This is a genomic window from Paraburkholderia sp. BCC1876 (assembly GCF_902833695.1).
In the GTDB taxonomy this organism is placed as follows: domain Bacteria; phylum Pseudomonadota; class Gammaproteobacteria; order Burkholderiales; family Burkholderiaceae; genus Paraburkholderia.
This window is the reverse complement of the sequence record NZ_CADFGI010000003.1, coordinates 750,500-768,619: the sequence shown is the minus strand read 5'-3', so window position 1 is coordinate 768,619 and position 18,120 is coordinate 750,500. Positions and strand designations below refer to the sequence as shown.

The window sequence follows — 18,120 nt, the reverse complement described above, 5'->3', positions numbered from 1 at the left end:
GCCGCGAGACCTCCATGTCCCATTTCATCCCGACACTCAACGACGCCTGGCAGCGCACCAACTCGCTGCTGTGCGTCGGCCTCGATCCCGAGCCCAGCAAATTTCCGGGCGCGCTCGCGGGCCGCCCCGAAGCGATTTTCGAGTTCTGCCGCACGATCGTCGACGCCACCGCACCGTACGCGTCGTCGTTCAAGCCGCAGATCGCCTACTTCGCCGCGCATCGCGCGGAAGACCAACTCGAGCAACTGATCGCGCACATTCACGCGAATCATCCGGGCTTGCCGGTGATTCTGGACGCGAAGCGCGGCGACATCGGCAGCACCGCCGAACAATACGCGCGCGAAGCCTTCGAGCGTTATCAAGCCGACGCGGTGACGGTCAATCCATACATGGGGTTCGATTCGATCCAGCCGTATCTGGAGCACGAAGGCAAGGGCGTGATCGTGCTGTGCCGCACGTCGAACCCGGGCGGTTCCGATCTGCAATTTCTGGAAACCGGCGGCCGTCCGCTGTATCAGGTCGTCGCGCAGCTGGCGGCCGACAAGTGGAATGCGAGTGGTCAGCTCGCGCTGGTGGTCGGCGCGACGTTCCCGAAGGAAATCGAAGTGGTGCGTGGGATTGTCGGCGATATGCCGCTGCTGATTCCGGGCATCGGCGCGCAAGGCGGCGACGTGCAGGCGACCGTCAACGCGGGCCGCACCGCGAATGGCACGGGCATGCTGATCAACTCGTCGCGCGCGATTATCTACGCGAGCAAGGGCGACGATTTCGCCGACGCCGCCGCGAAAGCCGCGATGGAAACGCGGGATCGGATCAACGCATTCCGGTGAGGTTTTCGGCGAGGAATGTGCTGCGGTTTCTGATGGCGGCGCGTTTCTGCTGAGACTGTTCCACCGCAATTCTCCGGAGCGCTGTCTACGCGCTCCGCTCAAGCAAGGCCGGCTAAACCGCCGGCCTTAGTTTTTCAATGAAGCCCTCATGCTGAGGATGCCGCGCCTTCAACGCGTCGACATCCGCCAGTTCGAACTCGCTGAATTCGAATCCCGGCGCGACGGTGCAGCCCACCAGCGCGAACGTCGACGGATCGGCGCACTCCGCGGCGAACCACAAGCCCGCCGGCACCACGGCCTGAAACACGGCATCCGGATGCGTCAGCGCATTGCCCAGCTTGTGGGTGATCAGCGCACCGTTTTCATCGAGCACGTGAACGTTCAGCGGCTCGCCGGCGTAGAAATGCCAGACTTCGTCGGACTTGATCCGATGCCACGCCGAATGCGCGCCGTCGCATAACAGGTAATAGATCGCGGTCGACGCCGAGCGCGTCTGCGCCGGCTCACCATCGCGCATCACGCGCCCGGCCGACCGGTACGTCTCGCTGAAAAATCCGCCCTCGGGATGCGGCTTCAGATCGAAGCGGCGGATCAGTTCGTCTTTGGCCGTGGCGGCGCGTGATTCGGACATGGTTTCGCGGCTCCCCAATGCTTAGCTTTGACGAACCATCAATGCTCGCGTTCATCGAGCAACGCCAGCACGCCGCGCAGCGCATGCGTGGCGGCCTGCACGCGAATCTGTTCGCGATCGCCCTTGAAAACCTTCGTTTCCACCGACGTATGCAGCCGGTTGCTCCAGCCGAACGAGACCATGCCGACCGGCTTGGTCTCGGTGCCGCCGCCCGGACCGGCGACGCCGGTGATCGACACCGACACCTGCGCGCGACTGTTGCGCAGCGCGCCCTCGGCCATGGCGCGCGCGACCTGCTCGCTGACAGCGCCATGCTTCTCGATCATGTCGGCCGGCACGCCGATCATCTCGCTCTTCGCCTGATTCGAATACGTGACGAAGCCGCGTTCGAACCAGCCGCTGCTGCCGGAAATGTCGGTGATCGCGGTCGCCACCATGCCGCCCGTACAGGATTCGGCGGTGACGAGCATCAGGCGTTCGTCGCGCAGGCGGTTGCTCACGCGAATCGCGAGCTGGTGAACCACGGAATCGGTAGGCATGGCGTCAATCCGGAAAACGGGGGCCCGCGGGCGAGGTCCGGCGGCACAGAGGGCCGGCCACCGGCGAGGATTAAACCGACATGCGCCAGAGCGCAATGACGAGCAGCGTGAAAAATGCGGCAACCAGGTCATCGAACATGATGCCAAAGCCACCTTTCAGACGGCGATCGAAATAACCGATGGGCGGCGGTTTCACCATGTCGAAGAAGCGGAACACGATGAACGCCCACAATTGCTCGGTCAGCGTGGCGGGCGTGACCATCAGCAGCACCAGCCAGAACGCGACGATCTCGTCCCACACGACCGGCGACGGGTCGTCGATGCCCAGCCTCTTCGCGGTAAAGCCGCACAGCGCGATGCCGCCGACAAAACCGAACGCGATCAGCAGACCCCATTCGGTCACGGTCAGATAGCGGCTCAGAACGATGAACGACGCCCACGCGAACAGCGTGCCGAAGGTGCCTGGCGCGATGGGCGACAAGCCGCTGCCGAACCCCAACGAGAGCATGTGCAGCGGATGCGACAGCATGAACCGCGCGCTCGCACGGCGCGGCCGTGGGCGCGGATTGGGCGCGTTAGGCTCTTTCGGCGGCTGGCCGTCGATGAGTTCGTTGGCGGGGCCGAGCGGGGGATCAGTCTGCATGAAAGTGGTCGAAGCCTTGCAACGTCAGAGTGAGCGGCGCGCCGGCGGCGTCGCGCCAGCCGATCGCCGGGCGGTCGGCCGCCGTTTGGAGAGCGCTTATTGTACCGATGCGGGTGACCGGCACGGCCGCCTCGCGACCGGCGTTTTGCACCGCGGCGCGCGCGGAAGTCGGCGCGGTGAAGCACAGTTCGTAATCGTCGCCGCCGGCCAGCGTGCAGCGCTGCTGGATGGCCGGCGACAAACGCCGCAGCGCGGCCGAGCGCGGCACCGCGTCGATGTCGACGGTGGCCTGCAAGTTGGAGCGTTCGAGAATGTGCAGCAGATCGCCGGCGAGCCCATCCGACAGATCGAGCGCCGCGTGCGCGATGCCGCGCAGCGCCAGGCCGAGCGCGACGCGCGGCTCAGGGCGTTCGAGGGCGCGACGAAACGTCGCAGCGTCGTCGGCATCGGCCTGCCACTCGCCGCGCTGCACGCCGAGCCCGGCGCGTGCGTCGCCGAGGGCGCCGGAAATCCAGATGTCGTCGCCGGCTTGCGCGGCGTCGCGGCGCAGCGCTACTTGCGGCGGCACGCTGCCGAACACGGTGATGCACAGATTCAACGGGCCGCCAGTCGTATCGCCGCCGATCAGCGCGCAATCGTAGCGTTCGGCCAGCGCGAAGAGTCCTGCGCTGAAGGCGGCGAGCCAGGTTTCGTCGGCTTTCGGCAACGAGAACGCTAGCGTGAACGCCTGCGGCCGCGCGCCCATTGCCGCGAGATCCGACAGATTCACCGCGAGCGCTTTGTGACCGAGCGCTTGCGGATCGACGTCGGCGAAAAAGTGGCGGCCTTCCACCAGCATGTCCGTCGAGATCGCCAGCATTTCGCCGGGGCGTGGCGCGAGCAGTGCGCAGTCGTCGCCGATGCCGAGCGCGCCGCTCTCCGCGTCAGACGGTTGGGCGGCGGCGCGGCGCGCGAAGAAACGATCGATCAGCGAAAACTCGGAGAGCATGGCGGCGGTGCGTAAACAGTAAGTGAGCGGTGGATGAGCGGTAGCTGAGCCGTAGTGAGCGATAGTTGAGGCAATAAGCGCCGCGAACGTCGGCTAACGGCGCGCATTGTACGAAGCGGCCACTGGTTCAATCCGGGTTCAATCCCTAATGCGCCGGCAACGCCCAAGCGAGTAGGCTGTACGGCACGTCAACACTGCATTTCGACCGATGCACATTGCATCGACCTTTCGCACTGTTTCGGTCGCGGCAGTTGTACCCGTTTTGAACGAATTGAGCCGGCAATTGGGGCTACAATGCCGTCGAACATCTATTCTAATCCGCACTTCGAAGCCCGCCTTATGTCGACTCCCGTCAATAGCAAACTCCGCGAAGCCGCCCTCGATTACCACGAGTTCCCCACCCCGGGGAAGATCGCGATCGCCCCGACCAAGCAGATGATCAACCAGCGCGATCTCGCGCTGGCGTATTCGCCGGGTGTCGCGTTCGCGTGCGAGGAAATCGTCGAGAATCCGCTGAACGCCGCGCGTTTCACCGCGCGCAGCAACCTGGTCGGCGTCGTCACGAACGGCACCGCGGTGCTGGGTCTGGGCAACATCGGGCCGCTCGCGTCGAAGCCGGTCATGGAAGGCAAGGCGGTGCTGTTCAAGAAGTTCGCCGGCATCGACGTGTTCGATATCGAGTTGAACGAGTCCGATCCGCACAAGCTGGTCGAGGTGATCTGCGCGCTCGAGCCGACCTTCGGCGGGATCAACCTGGAAGACATCAAGGCGCCGGATTGCTTCATCGTCGAACGCGAATGCCGCAAGCGCATGAAGATTCCGGTGTTCCACGACGACCAGCACGGCACGGCGATCGTCGTGGCGGCGGCCATCACCAATGGGTTGAAGGTGGTCGGCAAAGACATCAAGTCGGTCAAGCTGGTGTCGTCGGGCGCGGGCGCCGCGGCGCTGGCCTGTCTGGATCTGCTGGTCGATATCGGCCTGCCGCTCGAAAACATCACCGTCACCGATCTGGCCGGCGTGGTCTACAAGGGCCGCGTCGAACTGATGGACCCGGACAAGGAACGCTTCGCGCGTGAAACCGACGCCCGCACGCTCGCTGAAGCAATCGGCGGCGCGGACATTTTCCTGGGTCTGTCGGCTGGCGGCGTGCTGAAGCAGGACATGGTCAAGCAGATGGCGGACAAGCCGCTGATTCTGGCGCTCGCCAATCCGACGCCGGAAATTCTGCCGGAACTCGCGCTCGAAGTGCGTCCGGACGCGGTGCTGTGCACGGGCCGCACCGACTATCCGAACCAGGTGAACAACGTGCTGGTGTTCCCGTTCCTGTTCCGCGGCGCATTGGACGCGGGCGCGACGACGGTGACGCGGGAAATGGAAATCGCGGCGGTCAACGCGATCGCCGAACTGGCGCGCCAGGAGCAGAGCGATATCGTCGCGACCGCTTACGGCATTCAGGATCTATCGTTCGGGCCGGCCTATCTGATTCCGAAGCCGTTCGATCCGCGCCTGATCGTCAAGGTCGCGCCGGCCGTGGCGAAGGCCGCGATGGATTCGGGCGTCGCCGAGCGTCCGATCGAAGATATGGACGCGTACGAACAGCATCTGCAGCAGTTCGTGTATCACAGCGGCACGACCATGAAGCCGATTTTCCAGGTGGCGCGTGGCGTCGAGCCGGAGAAGAAGCGCATTGTGTTCGCGGAAGGCGAAGAAGAGCGCGTGCTGCGCGCCATGCAGATCATCGTTGACGAAAAGCTGGCCAAGCCGATTCTGATTGGCCGTCCGGCGGTGATCGAGCAGCGGATCGCGCGCTACGGTCTGCGTCTGATCGCGGGTCAGGACTACACGGTCGTGAACACCGACCATGACGAGCGTTATCGCGACTTCTGGCAGGAATACTTCAAGATGATGTCCCGCAAGGGCATCACCGAGCAGATGGCGAAGCTCGAAATGCGACGCCGCACCACGCTGATCGGCGCAATGCTGGTGAAGAAGGGCGAAGCGGACGGCATGATCTGCGGCACGGTCAGCACGACGCACCGTCACCTGCACTTCATCGATCAGGTAATCGGCAAGAAGGAAGGCCGCAAGGTCTACGCGGCGATGAATGGTCTGGTGCTGCCGAATCGGCAGATTTTCATCGTCGATACGCACGTGAACGTGGACCCGACGCCGGAGCAACTGGCCGAGATCACGATCATGGCCGCCGAAGAAGTGCGCCGTTTCGGTATCGAGCCGAAGGTCGCGCTGCTGTCGCATTCGAACTTCGGTTCGAGCAATGCGCCGACCGCGCAGAAGATGCGCGACACGCTGGCGATCCTGCGCGAGCGCGCGCCGGAACTGCAAGTGGACGGCGAAATGCACGGCGACGTGGCGCTCGACGCCAATCTGCGCCGCGAAGTACTGCCCGATTCGACGCTGGAAGGCGACGCTAACCTGCTGGTGCTGCCGAACATCGACGCGGCGAATATCTCGTACAACCTGCTGAAGACCGCCGCGGGCAACAACATCGCGATTGGTCCGATGCTGCTGGGCGCGGCTCAGCCGGTTCACGTGCTGACGGCGTCGGCAACGGTGCGCCGAATCGTCAACATGACGGCCCTGCTGGTCGCGGACGTGATCGCGGCGCGCTGATCGGGCCTGCATCGAGTCTGTTGATCGAACCTCGTGTGGCGCAGGGGATCCTCGCCACACGAAAACGGGAAAAAGCGGAAAAAAAAGCGTGCCCGCAATGGGCACGCCTCGGGTGAACTGGGGAATAGTCACCCTGAAATGGCAAACCGCACGATCCAGCTTCCAACGAATTTAGCCCTCCGGGCACGCGCCAGAAGGCGGCGCGCCCAGGCTGGCCGCATGCTGAACCTCGCGCAATCAGCGTGCGATTGCTAGATCGAGCTAAAGTTTAGCTTGACTAAGCTAACAATTCTGTCAAAAGTCGTCAAAGCCACTCTGGTGGGCGTTTTCGCTTGACTGATAGCGAACGTCAGCCGGGTGAACGTTGATTCCAAAGGCTATTAGCGATACCCTTACGACTTTCATGGTCGTCAAACTCGTGATTTAACAGCGGGAACCCTGGTACATGGCACGCAAGTGGCTGCGCATGAAAGGCGTGCTGATCGGTGCTTTAACGCTGTGCGTGTTATCCGGTTCCGTGCCTGGCGCGTTGGCGCGCGACTACACGGCGCCCGCCGATGCAAACGCACAGGTGCAGGGCGTCGTCGCGCTGGCGCAGTTGCCGCGCGAAGCGGTCAATACATTGAACTTGATTGCTGCCGGCGGGCCTTACCCGTATGAGAAGGACGGCATCGTATTCGGCAATCGCGAACGGTTGCTGCCGGCCCATCGGCGCGGCTATTACCACGAATACACCGTTCCCACGCCTCGCGCGCGTAATCGCGGGGCGCGTCGCATCGTCTGCGGTGGTCCGCTACAGCGAACCGACAATTGTTACTACTCGGACGACCACTACACCAGTTTTAATCGTATTGTTGAATGACATCGGGATGAACGGCATGAGCGACAACGTCTACGCGCACGACTCCGGAGTCGCGACGGATCTTTTCGCGGCCGGCGACGGCAATTTGTTCCAACGCGTCATGCAGATGCGAGCCGGCGATCAGGGCCGCGAGAACCAGAGCGAAACAGGCACTGTGGTTTCATCGAACGAGGAGCCCATGAGTCTTTTCAAGACCGTACGACCGAACATCGTACAGTCGATCCGCGCGTTCCGCGTGCAGGATCTAGCTGACGAGGCCGAGCAACTCGGCCAGCATTTCCTCTATGCGTATTGCGCGAACGCGCAGTCCAAGCAGGAAGTGCTCGAGACTATCGCGACATCGTTCCTGTTTCCGAAGCACTTCGGCAAAAATTACGACGCGCTCTACGATTGCCTGACCGACCTGGTTCATAAGGCCGGAACGCAACCCGGCTTCGTGATCGTGCTCGAACAGTTGCCGGTCGCTCAGAAGTTCGACAAGGAAGGGCGCGAAACGCTGCTGGACGTGTTCCGCGAAGCGGCCGAGTTCTGGGCCGAGCGTAAAGTCGCGTTCCGGGTGTTCTACTCGTTTGCGTAACGTTTGGCCGTGCAGCGCAGTCGCTGCGTGAGGCTAAGAAATGAAAAAGGCCCGCCGATTGGCGGGCCTTTTGCTTTTAGTGCGCGGCGTTGAGTGAGCCGTCGATGTCGGCTTACCACCCACCCCAGCGCGCGGCCAACGCGGAAAGCACCGCGATCCCCGCCGTCTCGGTGCGCAACACGCGTGGGCCGAGCCCAACCGCGGTAAAGCCGTGATCGGTCGCGGCGGCTTCTTCGGCGGCGGAAAAACCGCCTTCCGGGCCGACCAGCACGGTCACGCGGCCGAGCGGCGGCGTGGCGGGCAAGGCCGTAAAGCTGATGCTCGCGCGCGGCGACAGCAGAATCCGCAGTTCGCCGTCTTCCGGCGTGGGCGGCAGCGCGCCGAGCCAGGTCGCGATTTCGCGCACCGGCATGACTTCCGGCAGACGATTGCGGCCGCACTGTTCACACGACGCGCGCACGATCCCTTGCCAATGCGCATGCCGCCGCTGCGCGCGCTCGCCGGACAGGCGCACGACGCTGCGCGTGGTGGTCAACGGCATGAAACACGACGCACCGAGTTCGACCGCTTTTTCGATCAGCCAGTCCATCTTGTCGCCGCCGGCGATGCCTTGCGCGAGCGTGAGGTGATATGGCGCTTCGATTTCGATGGCGCGGAATTCGCGCACCACGACCTTCACCGAGCGGCGTTCGACCTCGACGAGTTCGGCGCTGTACTCGCCGCCTTCGCCGTTGAACAGCACGATCGAGTCGCCGGGTTGCAGGCGCAGAACGAGGATGTGACGTACAACGTCGTCCGGAAGCGGCAGGATGTCGTCGGAGTTGAGCGCCGTATCGACGAAGAAGCGAGGCATCAGAGAAATACTCATTGGTTCAGGAAAGGTGGCGAGCGAGCGCCCAACGGTAGCCGTCCAGGTCTTCGACCTGGGCGAAGCGGTCGCCCCAGAACTGATCCTGTGGCTCGCTCAACGATTTGGCGCCGGCGGCCAGCGCCCGCGTGTAAACCGCGTCGACGTCGTCGACATAGACATAGAACGATTGCGGCGCGATTGCGCCCGCACTTTTTGGGGTTTTCGCCGCGGACCCGAAGGCGCCTTCCGGCGCGAACATCACGATCAACTGGCCTTGATAGGTCATCTCGACATGCATGACGACGCCGTCGTCCTGCACGCTGTCGCGCACTTCGAAGCCAAACGCTGCCGAGAAGAACGCGCTCGTGGCGCCTGCGTCGCGTACTGTCAGATAGGGGGTCAACCAGGGCACACCGGCTGGGCGGGAGGCGGTCATGGGGTTCTCCGGATCGAGAGGGGTTGGCGGGACGCAGGCTGCGCGGTCAGCGGGACGACTGCGCAATCGGTGTGTCGATTGTGCGGCCCGGGCGAACCGTGCATTGTGCCCACGCTTCAGTGTGTTGACGTTAAGAATTGACTTAGTTTATCGCGCACGGCGCGCGATGCCGAGAACAGTCCCGCGTGCAGGGCCGGGTCGTAATGCCTCAGCGAAGCGGGTTCGAGCCGGCGCGTGGCGAAACCTGCGGCGAGCGTGTCGGCGTCGAGGGCCGTGGGGTCGAGCGTGTCGCTGGCGGTGGCCATCATCCACAGCGAGCCGTACAGCGGGATAAAGGCGCTCATCGTGCGGACAATCGCGAATGCCGCGCGCAAGCCGTCGAGCAGGCCGGCTACGCGCTGCGCATGAAAGTACGGCGAGCCGAGATGCACGGAGAGCGCGGCGGTTGGGGTCATCGTCCGTTTGAGCTGGGTGTAGAAGGCTTGCGTGTACAAGCCCGCTGCGGGTGAGTCCGGCGGCGTCAGGTCGAATATCACCAGATCGAACCGTGTCGCCGCCGATGCTGCCGTCGCCGCGACGTAATCGGCGGCGTCGCCGATTACCAGTTCGACGCGCGGGTCGTCGAAAGCGCCGCCGTGTACGTCGGGCAAATGCTCGCGCGTCAGGCGCACCACCTCGGCGTCCAGCTCCGCCACCACGATTCGTTCGATGCCGGGATGCTTCAGTAATTGCCGCGCGGCGCCGCCGTCACCGCCGCCCAGCACCAGCGCAGACTTCGGCGCCGGATGCGTGAGCGCGGCCGGGTGCACCATGCATTCGTGATAGATGAACTCGTCGCCGACGGAGGTCATCGGACGGCCGTCGAGCGTAAAGAGCCGGCCGAGCTGAGGCGTGTCCCACACCTCGATACGCTGATACGGCGAGTCGACACAAGCGATCCGTCGTGCGTGCGGAAATCCGTAGACGGCGTCGGGACTTGGGTGGAACAGCAGCGGAGCGCTCACGGCGGACGGGCTCCGTCGGGAGCGCGGTAGGTTCAGGTTGTCCAATTGTAAACCGCGAACCGAGCCGAACCGAGGCGAACCGCAGCACACCCCAGCGCCCACGTGCGGCCTCGGGCCATGCGGGTTTCCGCTCGGGAGCCGCGCAACGTTCTGCTAGAATGTCACGCTTTCAGCCTTGTCCGTTTGCTCTGCCCGTTTCGCGTCTCCTGGCGCCGCACCGTGCGCCGAAGCGAACTGGCCGCCGAGCATCCGGGACTCAAGCGCACACCGCTTTCTGACTCTGTCTCCGGACTCGACATGACGACCCCGTCTCCCGCACCCACCTCCCTGATGGCCAACGCAATCCGCGCGTTGTCCATGGACGCCGTTCAAAAAGCGAATTCCGGTCACCCCGGCATGCCGATGGGCATGGCCGAAATCGGCGTGGCCTTGTGGTCGCGTCATCTGCGTCACAACCCAACGAACCCGCAGTGGTCGGACCGCGACCGCTTCGTGCTGTCGAACGGCCACGGCTCGATGCTGCTGTACTCGCTGTTGCATCTGACCGGCTACGATCTGCCGATCGACGAGCTGAAGAACTTCCGCCAGATGCATTCGAAGACGCCGGGCCACCCGGAATACGGCATCACGCCGGGCGTCGAAACGACCACCGGTCCGCTCGGCCAGGGTCTGGCGAACGCGGTCGGCATGGCGCTCGCCGAGTCGCTGCTGGCCACCGAATTCAACAAGCCGGACGCGACGATCGTCGACCACCACACGTACGTGTTCGTCGGCGACGGCTGCCTGATGGAAGGCATCTCGCACGAAGCCTGCTCGCTCGCGGGCGTGCTGAAGCTGAACAAGCTGATCGCGTTCTACGACGACAACGGCATCTCGATCGACGGCGAAGTGGTGAACTGGTTCCACGACGACACGCCGAAGCGCTTCGAAGCGTACGGCTGGAACGTGGTCCCGAACGTGGTCGGCCATGACGTCGACGCGGTCGACGCGGCAATCAAACAGGCGAAGCTGTCCGACAAGCCGACGCTGATCTGCTGCAAGACCGTGATCGGCGAAGGCGCGCCGACCAAGGCCGGCAGCCACGATTCGCACGGCTCGCCGCTCGGCGACAAGGAAATCGCGGCCACGCGTGAAAAGATCGGCTGGAAGTGGGAGCCGTTCGTGATTCCGCAGGAAGTCTATGCAGCGTGGGACGCGAAGGAAGCGGGCGCGCGCATCGAATCCGAGTGGGACAAGGCGTTCGCGGCCTACCAGGCCAAGTATCCGCAGGAAGCCGCCGAATTCACCCGCCGTATGGCCAAGCAGTTGCCGGCCGATTGGGCGGAACAGGCGAAGGCGATCGTCGCCGGCGCGAACGAACGCAAGGAAACCATTGCTACGCGTAAGGCGTCGCAACAGGCTATCGAAGGTCTGTCGGCCGTGCTGCCGGAACTGCTGGGCGGCTCCGCCGACCTGACCGGTTCGAACCTGACCAACTGGAAGGCCGCCAAGCCGGTGCGCGTGAACGCGGAAGGCCGCGCTGCCGGCAATTACGTGAACTACGGTGTGCGCGAGTTCGGCATGAGCGCGGCGATCAACGGCATCGCGGTGCACGGCGGCTTCAAGGCCTTCGGCGGCACGTTCCTGACGTTCTCCGACTACAGCCGCAACGCACTGCGCGTCGCCGCACTGATGAAAGCGCCGTCGATCTTCGTGTTCACGCACGACTCGATCGGTCTCGGCGAAGACGGCCCGACTCACCAGTCGATCGAACACGTCGCGAGCCTGCGTCTGATTCCGCATCTGCAAGTGTGGCGCCCGGCCGACACGGTCGAAACGGCGGTGGCCTGGACCCACGCGGTCGAACATCACGGCCCGTCGGTCCTGATCTTCAGTCGTCAGAACCTGCTGTTCTCGGAACGCACGGACGCGCAGATCGCCAACATCGAGAAGGGCGGCTACGTGCTGCGCGACTGGAACGACGAAATCCCCGCGCGCAAGATCATCCTGATCGCCACCGGTTCGGAAGTCGAACTGGCGCTGAACGCGGTCGAGTCGCTGGCGCGTGAAGGCATCGGCGCCCGCGTCGTGTCCATGCCGTCGACCACGGTGTTCGACAAGCAGGACGCCGAGTACCGCGAACGCGTCTTGCCGCAAGGCGTGCGCCGCGTCGCGATCGAAGCAGGTGTCACGGATTTCTGGCGCAAGTACGTGGGTCTGGAAGGCGGCGTGGTCGGCATCGACACGTTCGGCGAATCGGCCCCGGCTGGCGTGTTGTTCAAGCATTTCGGCTTCACCGTCGAGAACGTGGTAGCGACGGCCAAAGCGGCACTCGGCTGATCTTCGGCAAGTCTGGCCGCATGCGTTGCGGTCAGACTGGGAAGCGCAGACGAATAGAGACGAATTTTTTTCAGCCATCAGGAGATAGACCATGACGATTCGCGTCGCAATCAACGGCTACGGCCGGATCGGCCGCAACACGCTGCGCGCCTTCTATGAAAACGGCAAGAAGCACGATATCGAAATCGTCGCCATCAACGATCTCGGCGATGCCAAGACCAACGCTCACCTGACGCAATACGACACCGCGCACGGCAAGTTCCCGGGCGAAGTGTCGGTGGACGGCGACTACCTGGTTGTCAACGGCGACAAGATCCGCGTGCTGGCGAACCGCAACCCGGCCGAACTGCCGTGGGGCGAGCTGAACGTTGACGTCGTGCTGGAATGCACGGGCTTTTTCACGACCAAGGAAAAGGCGAGCGCGCACATCAAGGGCGGCGCAAAGAAGGTGATCATCTCGGCGCCGGGCGGTAAAGACGTCGACGCAACGATCGTCTACGGCGTGAACCACCATGTGCTGAAGGCATCGGACACGGTGATCTCGAACGCATCGTGCACGACGAACTGCCTCGCGCCGCTCGTCAAGCCGCTGAACGACAAGATCGGCCTCGTGAACGGTCTGATGACCACGATTCACGCTTACACGAACGACCAGGTTCTGACGGACGTGTACCACGAAGACCTGCGCCGCGCACGTTCGGCCACGCATAGCCAGATCCCGACCAAGACCGGCGCTGCGTCGGCGGTTGGCCTGGTGTTGCCGGAACTGAACGGCAAGCTCGACGGCTATGCGATTCGCGTGCCGACGATCAACGTGTCGGTGGTCGACCTGTCGTTCATCGCCGCGCGCGACACGACGGTCGAAGAAGTCAACGCGATCATGAAGGAAGCGTCGGAAGGCTCGCTGAAGGGCATTCTCGGTTACAACGAGGCGCCGCTGGTGTCGATCGACTTCAACCACAACCCGGCTTCGTCGACGTTCGACGCGACGCTGACCAAGGTGTCGGGCCGTCTGGTGAAGGTGTCGAGCTGGTACGACAACGAGTGGGGCTTCTCGAACCGCATGCTGGATACGGCTGTGGCGCTGGCCAACGCGAAGTAAGGTCGACAACGCATCGCGCTGCCGGCTTTGAGTCGGCGGGGCTGAAGCGTCGGAGACAAAGAAAAGCCGCTCTTCGGAGCGGCTTTTTTACGCCTGCGTTCTGCGCCTGCGCGTTTGGCATGGCTGACGCATCTGCTTGGTCTATCGCGTCTACCTCTACGTTCGCGTCTGCGGCGTCGGGAAATACACGCCGGCGCGCTGCGCCGCGTTCGAGATATGCGTCTCGATCGCCTGGCCCGCCGCGATGGAATCGCGCGCCTTCAGCGCATCCAGAATCACACGATGTTCGATGTACGTGGACAGCACCAGCTCGCGTCGGTAAAACGGCATGCGCTGGCTTTCCTTCATGATGTCCGCGCTGCTGCTCAGAATCGATTCGATTGCCGCGTTGCCGGCAATATTCACGATCCGCATATGGAAGTCGTAGTCGAGGCACGCGGCCTCGTCGAGTTCGTCGCACGCGAGCGCCGTTTGCATGGCCGTGATGTTGTCTTCGAACCAGGCGAGGTCGGCCTCGCTGACGGCGAGCGCCGCCATGCGCGCGATAAAGCCTTCCAGCGCATAGCGCATCTGGTAGGTATCCGGCAGCGACGATTGCTCCGAGAAGCGCCACGATTGCGCGGCCACGGCCTGCGCGCTTTCCACGTAGACGCCCTTGCCGGGCCGGATCATCAGCAGGCCGAGCGCTTCGAGCGTGGACAACGCCTCGCGCAACGAAGCGCGACTAATCTCCAGTTCCTCGGAAAGCTGACGCTGCGCCGGCAGCAAACTACCTACCGGATAGACGCCCGCTTCGATCCGTTCGCGAATGGTCGCGATGGCGGCGTCGGTGACGGTGTGCGGGGCGTTTTTCATCGTAACTCACTTGAAAGCGTGGTCAGACCAGCATTGTATTACGCGTGTCGAACGCTCATACGGCACATCTTTGCGCATTCGCGATACGGCCCGAAAAGGCGGTAAAAACAACGGGTAAACACTGTTCCTTGAAACCTTGACGTCAGTATATCGGCTTCCTACTATCTGCCATAACAGCACTGGTCGGACCAGTCTGAACAGATCAGCATCTCAACCAGGAGAAAGCCGTGTTGAAGTTTTTCAATTCGCTGTTTGGCCGGGTCGTCATAGCGCTGGTGGCCGGCATTGTGATCGGCGCCGTGTATCCACATTTCGCCCAATCGCTGCGTCCGCTCGGCGACGGCTTTCTCAAGCTGATCAAGATGGTGATCGGACCGATCGTGTTCTGCGTCGTGGTGAGCGGCATGGCGCACGCCGGCGATCTGCGTAAAGTCGGCCGCGTCGGTTTGAAGGCGGTGGTCTACTTCGAGGTCATGACGACGATCGCGCTCGTGATCGGCGCGGTGCTCGCGTATGCCACACGTCCCGGCGTCGGCATGAACATCAATCTGCATTCGCTCGATCCCGCTTCGCTGGCCACGTACACCGAGAACGCCAAGAGCCTCAAGGACACGGCGGGCTTCCTGCTGAAGATCATCCCCGACACGGCGATCAACGCGTTCGCGACCGGCGACATCCTGCAGATTCTGGTGTTTTCGGTGCTGTTCGGCTCGGCGCTGTCGCTGCTCGGCAATAAAGCGCAGCGCGTCAGCAGCCTGATCGACGAACTGTCGCAAGTGTTTTTCCGCGTGATGGGTTTCATCATCAAGCTCGCGCCGCTCGGCGTGCTCGGCGCGATCGCTTTTACGACGGGCACCTATGGCGTCGAATCGCTGAAGCAACTCGGCCTGCTGGTGCTGGTGTTCTACGCGAGTTGCTTCGTGTTCGTGGTGGTGGTGCTGGGCGTAGTGATGCGGCTGGCCGGCTTCAGCATCTTCAAGCTGATCCGCTATCTGCGCGAAGAACTGTCGATCGTGCTTGGCACCGCTTCGTCCGACGCCGTGCTGCCGCAGATCATGCGCAAGCTCGAATGGATGGGCGTGAAGGATTCGACGGTCGGGCTGGTGATACCGACCGGCTACTCGTTCAATCTCGACGGCTTCTCCATCTATCTCACGCTCGCGGTGATCTTTATCGCGCAGGCCACCAACACGCCGCTGTCCTTGCATGACCTGATCGTGGTGGTGCTGGTGTCGCTGGTGACGTCGAAGGGCGCGCACGGCATTCCCGGCTCGGCAATCGTGATTCTGGCCGCGACGCTGTCCGCGATTCCGGCGATCCCCGTGCTCGGCCTCGTGCTGATTCTGCCGGTCGACTGGTTCGTCGGCATCGCCCGCGCGCTGACCAACCTGATCGGCAATTGCGTGGCGACCGTGGTGGTCGCCGTGTGGGAAAACGATATCGACCGGGTGCGCGCGCATCGCGTGCTGAACCGCGATGCGGCGCTGCGCTACGTGCCGGCCGGCGAAGATTCGAGCGATGAACGGGCCGCGGGCGAACACGCACCGGCGGTCTGATTTTCTGCCGACTCCCGAATGCCGCGCGCCGACGCAGCGCGCTTTCAGCCTCGGCGGATGACGACAATCCGCCGACACTCCATCACTTTTTCGTTGCCTGACCGAGACTATGGCCAATCCGATCCTCGACCCCAACGCCCCCGCTTTTACCCGTCGCTATATGAATCTCGCCGACCCGCGACTGGGTGCGAAAGCGCTCCATGCCAGCGACGAATTCTTCGCGCCGAAGGACCGCATGCTGGAGCCGCAACCGGCGGTGTTCATCCCCGGTAAATACGATGACCACGGCAAGTGGATGGACGGTTGGGAAACCCGCCGCAAGCGCACCACCGGTCACGACTATTGCGTGATCCGCCTGGCGCGTCCGGGCGTCGTGCATGGCGTCGATCTGGACACGAGCCACTTCACCGGCAATTTCCCGCCGGCTGCGTCGATTGAAGCCTGCTACGCGGACGGCGACGTGCCGCCCGATAACGCCGACTGGCAACGCCTCGTGCCGGCCACCACGCTGCAAGGCAACCAGCACCATTACGTCGAAGTGAGCGACGCGCGCGCGTTCACGCATCTGCGGGTGAATCTGTATCCGGACGGCGGCCTTGCCCGTTTGCGCGTGTACGGCCAGCCGAAACGCGACTGGGAGCGGGTCGATAGCGGCACGCTGCTGGATCTCGCCGCGGTCGAGAACGGCGCTTATCTGGTCGCGGCCAACAACCAGCACTTCGGGCCGGCCTCGCAAATGCTGATGCCGGGCCGCGGCGTGAACATGGGCGACGGCTGGGAAACCCGCCGCCGTCGCGAGCCGGGCAACGACTGGGCGATCGTCGCGCTGGCGCGGCCGGGCGTGATTCGCAAGATCGAAGTCGACACCGCGCACTTCAAGGGCAATTACCCCGACCGCTGCTCGCTGCAAGCGGCCACGGTGACGGGCGGCACCGACGATTCGCTGATCACGCAGGCCATGTTCTGGCCGGTGCTGCTCGGCGAACAGAAGCTGCAGATGGACCACGTCCACACCTTCGCGGACGGCATCGCATCGCTGGGTCCGGTCACGCATGTGCGTTTCAATATCTTTCCGGACGGCGGCGTGTCGCGCCTGCGCTTGTGGGGCGAAATCGCGTAACGGAGCCCGTCGATGAAAACATTGCAGATGGAGCGCCTGACGCGGACGGCCTTCGCGCCGTTCGGTGATGTGATCGAACTGGACGGCGCGCGCCACTTCGCGATCAACGGCGGTACGACCGAGCGCTTTCACGACCTCGCCAGCGTCGACGTGACGGAGCAGGGCGGCCGGCCGCTGATCAACCTGTTTCGCGCGCAACCGCGCGCGCTGCCGGTGGAGATCGCGATGATGGAGCGGCATCCGCTCGGCAGTCAGGCTTTCATTCCGTTGACGGCGGGCCGCTATCTGGTGGTGGTCGCGTCGGCGGGCGAATTCGACCCAGCGCGGCTGCGCGCATTCTGGACCGACGCCTGGCAGGGCGTGAACTACGCGAAGGGCGTGTGGCATCACCCGTTGCTGGCGCTCGATCGGGTGAGCGATTTCGTGGTGGTCGATCGCGGCGGCGAGCAACCCAATTGCGATGAATTGTCATTAGCCGAGCCGTGGCGGCTGGTATTCGAAGCGAGCGCGGAGTTGGTCGATTAGGCCGTGCGCGCGCTGCGGATAGACTGCCCCACCTCAGCGCAGAAGCAAAAAGACCCGGCCGATTCGCCTCGGCCGGGTCTTTTTTTGCCTACCTGCCGGACCGCGCACCCCGACGCGGCCGACTCTCGCTCACTACGCCCGAAGGCGCGTCAATGCTTGCGATGCGGGCAATTTTCTTTGGTGCACGCACCGTACAGCGCCAGCGCGTGTTCCTGCAGCTTGAAGCCGCGTTCCTTCGCAATGGATTGCTGACGGCTTTCGATCTCGGCGTCGAAAAACTCTTCGACGAGCCCGCAATCGAGGCAAACGAGGTGGTCGTGATGCGAACCTTCGTTCAGTTCGAACACCGCCTTACCCGACTCGAAGTTGCTGCGCGACAGCAGGCCAGCCTGCTCAAACTGCGTCAACACGCGATACACGGTTGCCAGGCCGATATCGAGTTCTTCGTGCAACAGGTTGCGGTACACATCTTCGGCGGTCAGGTGACGCACCGGGCTGTGCTGGAAAATCTCAAGGATTTTGAGGCGCGGAAGGGTCGCCTTGAGCCCGATATTCTTGAGATCGGTTGGATTGGTCATGACAAGGGATCCCTAGAGTACAATGCTGGGCTCTCATAGTAATGTGTTTTTGCCGTTCTGGTCATCTTCGA

The 18,120-nt window shown here is 63.4% G+C and carries 18 protein-coding genes; 9 read left to right on the top strand and 9 right to left on the bottom strand.

Translation table 11 applies throughout. The annotated features are described in order from the left end of the window. Positions 1 to 14: 14 nt before the first annotated feature. On the top strand, positions 15 to 830 hold the full coding sequence (gene pyrF / locus HWY05_RS15250; protein WP_035548658.1) for an orotidine-5'-phosphate decarboxylase: 816 nt from the start codon (positions 15 to 17) through the stop codon (positions 828 to 830). Between the two features lie 112 nt (positions 831 to 942). On the opposite strand, the gene HWY05_RS15245 is transcribed toward pyrF, so the two are convergent. From HWY05_RS15245 to thiL, 4 genes are all read right to left on the bottom strand, one after another. After that, positions 943 to 1,461 carry a cupin domain-containing protein gene (locus HWY05_RS15245; protein WP_176058837.1) on the bottom strand — a complete coding sequence of 173 codons (519 nt, stop codon included), beginning with the start codon at positions 1,459 to 1,461 and terminating at the stop codon, positions 943 to 945. A 38-nt stretch (positions 1,462 to 1,499) separates the two neighbouring features. Next, positions 1,500 to 2,000: a CinA family protein gene (locus tag HWY05_RS15240; protein ID WP_035548656.1), complete on the bottom strand. Its 501-nt coding sequence runs from the start codon at positions 1,998 to 2,000 to the stop codon at positions 1,500 to 1,502. 70 nt (positions 2,001 to 2,070) lie between these two features. After that, a complete protein-coding gene (locus HWY05_RS15235) occupies positions 2,071 to 2,643 on the bottom strand; it encodes a phosphatidylglycerophosphatase A (RefSeq protein ID WP_176058836.1) in 573 nt (190 codons plus the stop codon). Further along, positions 2,633 to 3,631 (bottom strand): thiamine-phosphate kinase, encoded by a 999-nt coding sequence (gene thiL, locus HWY05_RS15230; RefSeq protein WP_176058835.1) that lies wholly within the window; start codon positions 3,629 to 3,631, stop codon positions 2,633 to 2,635. Before thiL ends, HWY05_RS15235 begins: the two co-directional genes overlap by 11 nt. A 294-nt stretch (positions 3,632 to 3,925) precedes the next feature. Here thiL and HWY05_RS15225 point away from each other — a divergent pair, with 294 nt between their 5' ends. The 3 genes from HWY05_RS15225 to HWY05_RS15215 all read left to right on the top strand — a co-directional run bounded on the left by HWY05_RS15225 (position 3,926) and on the right by HWY05_RS15215 (position 7,704). Further along, on the top strand, positions 3,926 to 6,265 hold the full coding sequence (locus HWY05_RS15225; RefSeq protein ID WP_035548650.1) for an NADP-dependent malic enzyme: 2,340 nt from the start codon (positions 3,926 to 3,928) through the stop codon (positions 6,263 to 6,265). 445 nt (positions 6,266 to 6,710) lie between these two features. Continuing rightward, positions 6,711 to 7,127, top strand: coding sequence for a ribonuclease (locus HWY05_RS15220; RefSeq protein ID WP_035548646.1), 417 nt, complete (start codon positions 6,711 to 6,713; stop codon positions 7,125 to 7,127). 16 nt (positions 7,128 to 7,143) lie between these two features. Next, a complete protein-coding gene (locus HWY05_RS15215; RefSeq protein ID WP_035549518.1) occupies positions 7,144 to 7,704 on the top strand; it encodes a barstar family protein in 561 nt (186 codons plus the stop codon). Between the two features lie 112 nt (positions 7,705 to 7,816). On the opposite strand, the gene HWY05_RS15210 is transcribed toward HWY05_RS15215, so the two are convergent. The 3 genes from HWY05_RS15210 to speE form a co-directional block, all read right to left on the bottom strand. Next, positions 7,817 to 8,557 (bottom strand): 16S rRNA (uracil(1498)-N(3))-methyltransferase, encoded by a 741-nt coding sequence (locus tag HWY05_RS15210; protein WP_176058834.1) that lies wholly within the window; start codon positions 8,555 to 8,557, stop codon positions 7,817 to 7,819. A 19-nt stretch (positions 8,558 to 8,576) separates the two neighbouring features. Next, entirely contained in the window at positions 8,577 to 8,990 is a 414-nt protein-coding gene (locus tag HWY05_RS15205; protein WP_035548641.1) for a VOC family protein, read from the bottom strand. A 116-nt stretch (positions 8,991 to 9,106) separates the two neighbouring features. Continuing rightward, positions 9,107 to 9,994 (bottom strand): polyamine aminopropyltransferase, encoded by an 888-nt coding sequence (gene speE, locus HWY05_RS15200; protein WP_176058833.1) that lies wholly within the window; start codon positions 9,992 to 9,994, stop codon positions 9,107 to 9,109. A gap of 297 nt (positions 9,995 to 10,291) precedes the next feature. Here speE and tkt point away from each other — a divergent pair, with 297 nt between their 5' ends. Both tkt and gap read left to right on the top strand, forming a co-directional pair. Beyond that, on the top strand, positions 10,292 to 12,313 hold the full coding sequence (gene tkt, locus HWY05_RS15195) for a transketolase (protein ID WP_035548637.1): 2,022 nt from the start codon (positions 10,292 to 10,294) through the stop codon (positions 12,311 to 12,313). Positions 12,314 to 12,404: 91 nt separating this feature from the next. Continuing rightward, positions 12,405 to 13,415, top strand: coding sequence for a type I glyceraldehyde-3-phosphate dehydrogenase (gene gap, locus HWY05_RS15190; RefSeq protein ID WP_035548635.1), 1,011 nt, complete (start codon positions 12,405 to 12,407; stop codon positions 13,413 to 13,415). A gap of 156 nt (positions 13,416 to 13,571) precedes the next feature. Here the strand turns inward: gap and HWY05_RS15185 are convergent, their stop codons facing one another. Further along, positions 13,572 to 14,270: a FadR/GntR family transcriptional regulator gene (locus HWY05_RS15185; protein ID WP_176058832.1), complete on the bottom strand. Its 699-nt coding sequence runs from the start codon at positions 14,268 to 14,270 to the stop codon at positions 13,572 to 13,574. 227 nt (positions 14,271 to 14,497) lie between these two features. On the opposite strand from HWY05_RS15185, the gene HWY05_RS15180 reads away from it, so the two are divergent. From HWY05_RS15180 to HWY05_RS15170, 3 genes are all read left to right on the top strand, one after another. Further along, positions 14,498 to 15,826, top strand: a complete 1,329-nt coding sequence (locus HWY05_RS15180) for a C4-dicarboxylate transporter DctA (RefSeq protein ID WP_035548629.1) — start codon at positions 14,498 to 14,500, stop codon at positions 15,824 to 15,826. A 109-nt stretch (positions 15,827 to 15,935) separates the two neighbouring features. Continuing rightward, positions 15,936 to 16,946: an allantoicase gene (gene alc / locus HWY05_RS15175; protein ID WP_176058831.1), complete on the top strand. Its 1,011-nt coding sequence runs from the start codon at positions 15,936 to 15,938 to the stop codon at positions 16,944 to 16,946. 12 nt (positions 16,947 to 16,958) lie between these two features. Further along, positions 16,959 to 17,471, top strand: a complete 513-nt coding sequence (locus HWY05_RS15170; protein WP_035548623.1) for an ureidoglycolate lyase — start codon at positions 16,959 to 16,961, stop codon at positions 17,469 to 17,471. A gap of 149 nt (positions 17,472 to 17,620) precedes the next feature. Here the strand turns inward: HWY05_RS15170 and fur are convergent, their stop codons facing one another. Continuing rightward, a complete protein-coding gene (gene fur / locus HWY05_RS15165) occupies positions 17,621 to 18,049 on the bottom strand; it encodes a ferric iron uptake transcriptional regulator (RefSeq protein WP_035548620.1) in 429 nt (142 codons plus the stop codon). Positions 18,050 to 18,120: the final 71 nt, after the last annotated feature.

Excerpts from the sequence above, each read along its gene's own strand:
- HWY05_RS15220 (WP_035548646.1), top strand. The coding sequence starts at position 6,711 with ATGGCACGCAAGTGGCTGCGCATGAAAGGCGTGCTGATCGGTGCTTTA.
- fur (WP_035548620.1), bottom strand. The coding sequence starts at position 18,049 with ATGACCAATCCAACCGATCTCAAGAATATCGGGCTCAAGGCGACCCTT.
- HWY05_RS15170 (WP_035548623.1), top strand. The coding sequence starts at position 16,959 with ATGAAAACATTGCAGATGGAGCGCCTGACGCGGACGGCCTTCGCGCCG.
- HWY05_RS15210 (WP_176058834.1), bottom strand. The coding sequence starts at position 8,557 with ATGCCTCGCTTCTTCGTCGATACGGCGCTCAACTCCGACGACATCCTG.
- HWY05_RS15235 (WP_176058836.1), bottom strand. The coding sequence starts at position 2,643 with ATGCAGACTGATCCCCCGCTCGGCCCCGCCAACGAACTCATCGACGGC.
- HWY05_RS15185 (WP_176058832.1), bottom strand. The coding sequence starts at position 14,270 with ATGAAAAACGCCCCGCACACCGTCACCGACGCCGCCATCGCGACCATT.
- tkt (WP_035548637.1), top strand. The coding sequence starts at position 10,292 with ATGACGACCCCGTCTCCCGCACCCACCTCCCTGATGGCCAACGCAATC.
- alc (WP_176058831.1), top strand. The coding sequence starts at position 15,936 with ATGGCCAATCCGATCCTCGACCCCAACGCCCCCGCTTTTACCCGTCGC.
- pyrF (WP_035548658.1), top strand. The coding sequence starts at position 15 with ATGTCCCATTTCATCCCGACACTCAACGACGCCTGGCAGCGCACCAAC.
- HWY05_RS15245 (WP_176058837.1), bottom strand. The coding sequence starts at position 1,461 with ATGTCCGAATCACGCGCCGCCACGGCCAAAGACGAACTGATCCGCCGC.
- thiL (WP_176058835.1), bottom strand. The coding sequence starts at position 3,631 with ATGCTCTCCGAGTTTTCGCTGATCGATCGTTTCTTCGCGCGCCGCGCC.
- gap (WP_035548635.1), top strand. The coding sequence starts at position 12,405 with ATGACGATTCGCGTCGCAATCAACGGCTACGGCCGGATCGGCCGCAAC.
- HWY05_RS15225 (WP_035548650.1), top strand. The coding sequence starts at position 3,926 with ATGCCGTCGAACATCTATTCTAATCCGCACTTCGAAGCCCGCCTTATG.
- HWY05_RS15215 (WP_035549518.1), top strand. The coding sequence starts at position 7,144 with ATGAGCGACAACGTCTACGCGCACGACTCCGGAGTCGCGACGGATCTT.
- HWY05_RS15205 (WP_035548641.1), bottom strand. The coding sequence starts at position 8,990 with ATGACCGCCTCCCGCCCAGCCGGTGTGCCCTGGTTGACCCCCTATCTG.
- HWY05_RS15240 (WP_035548656.1), bottom strand. The coding sequence starts at position 2,000 with ATGCCTACCGATTCCGTGGTTCACCAGCTCGCGATTCGCGTGAGCAAC.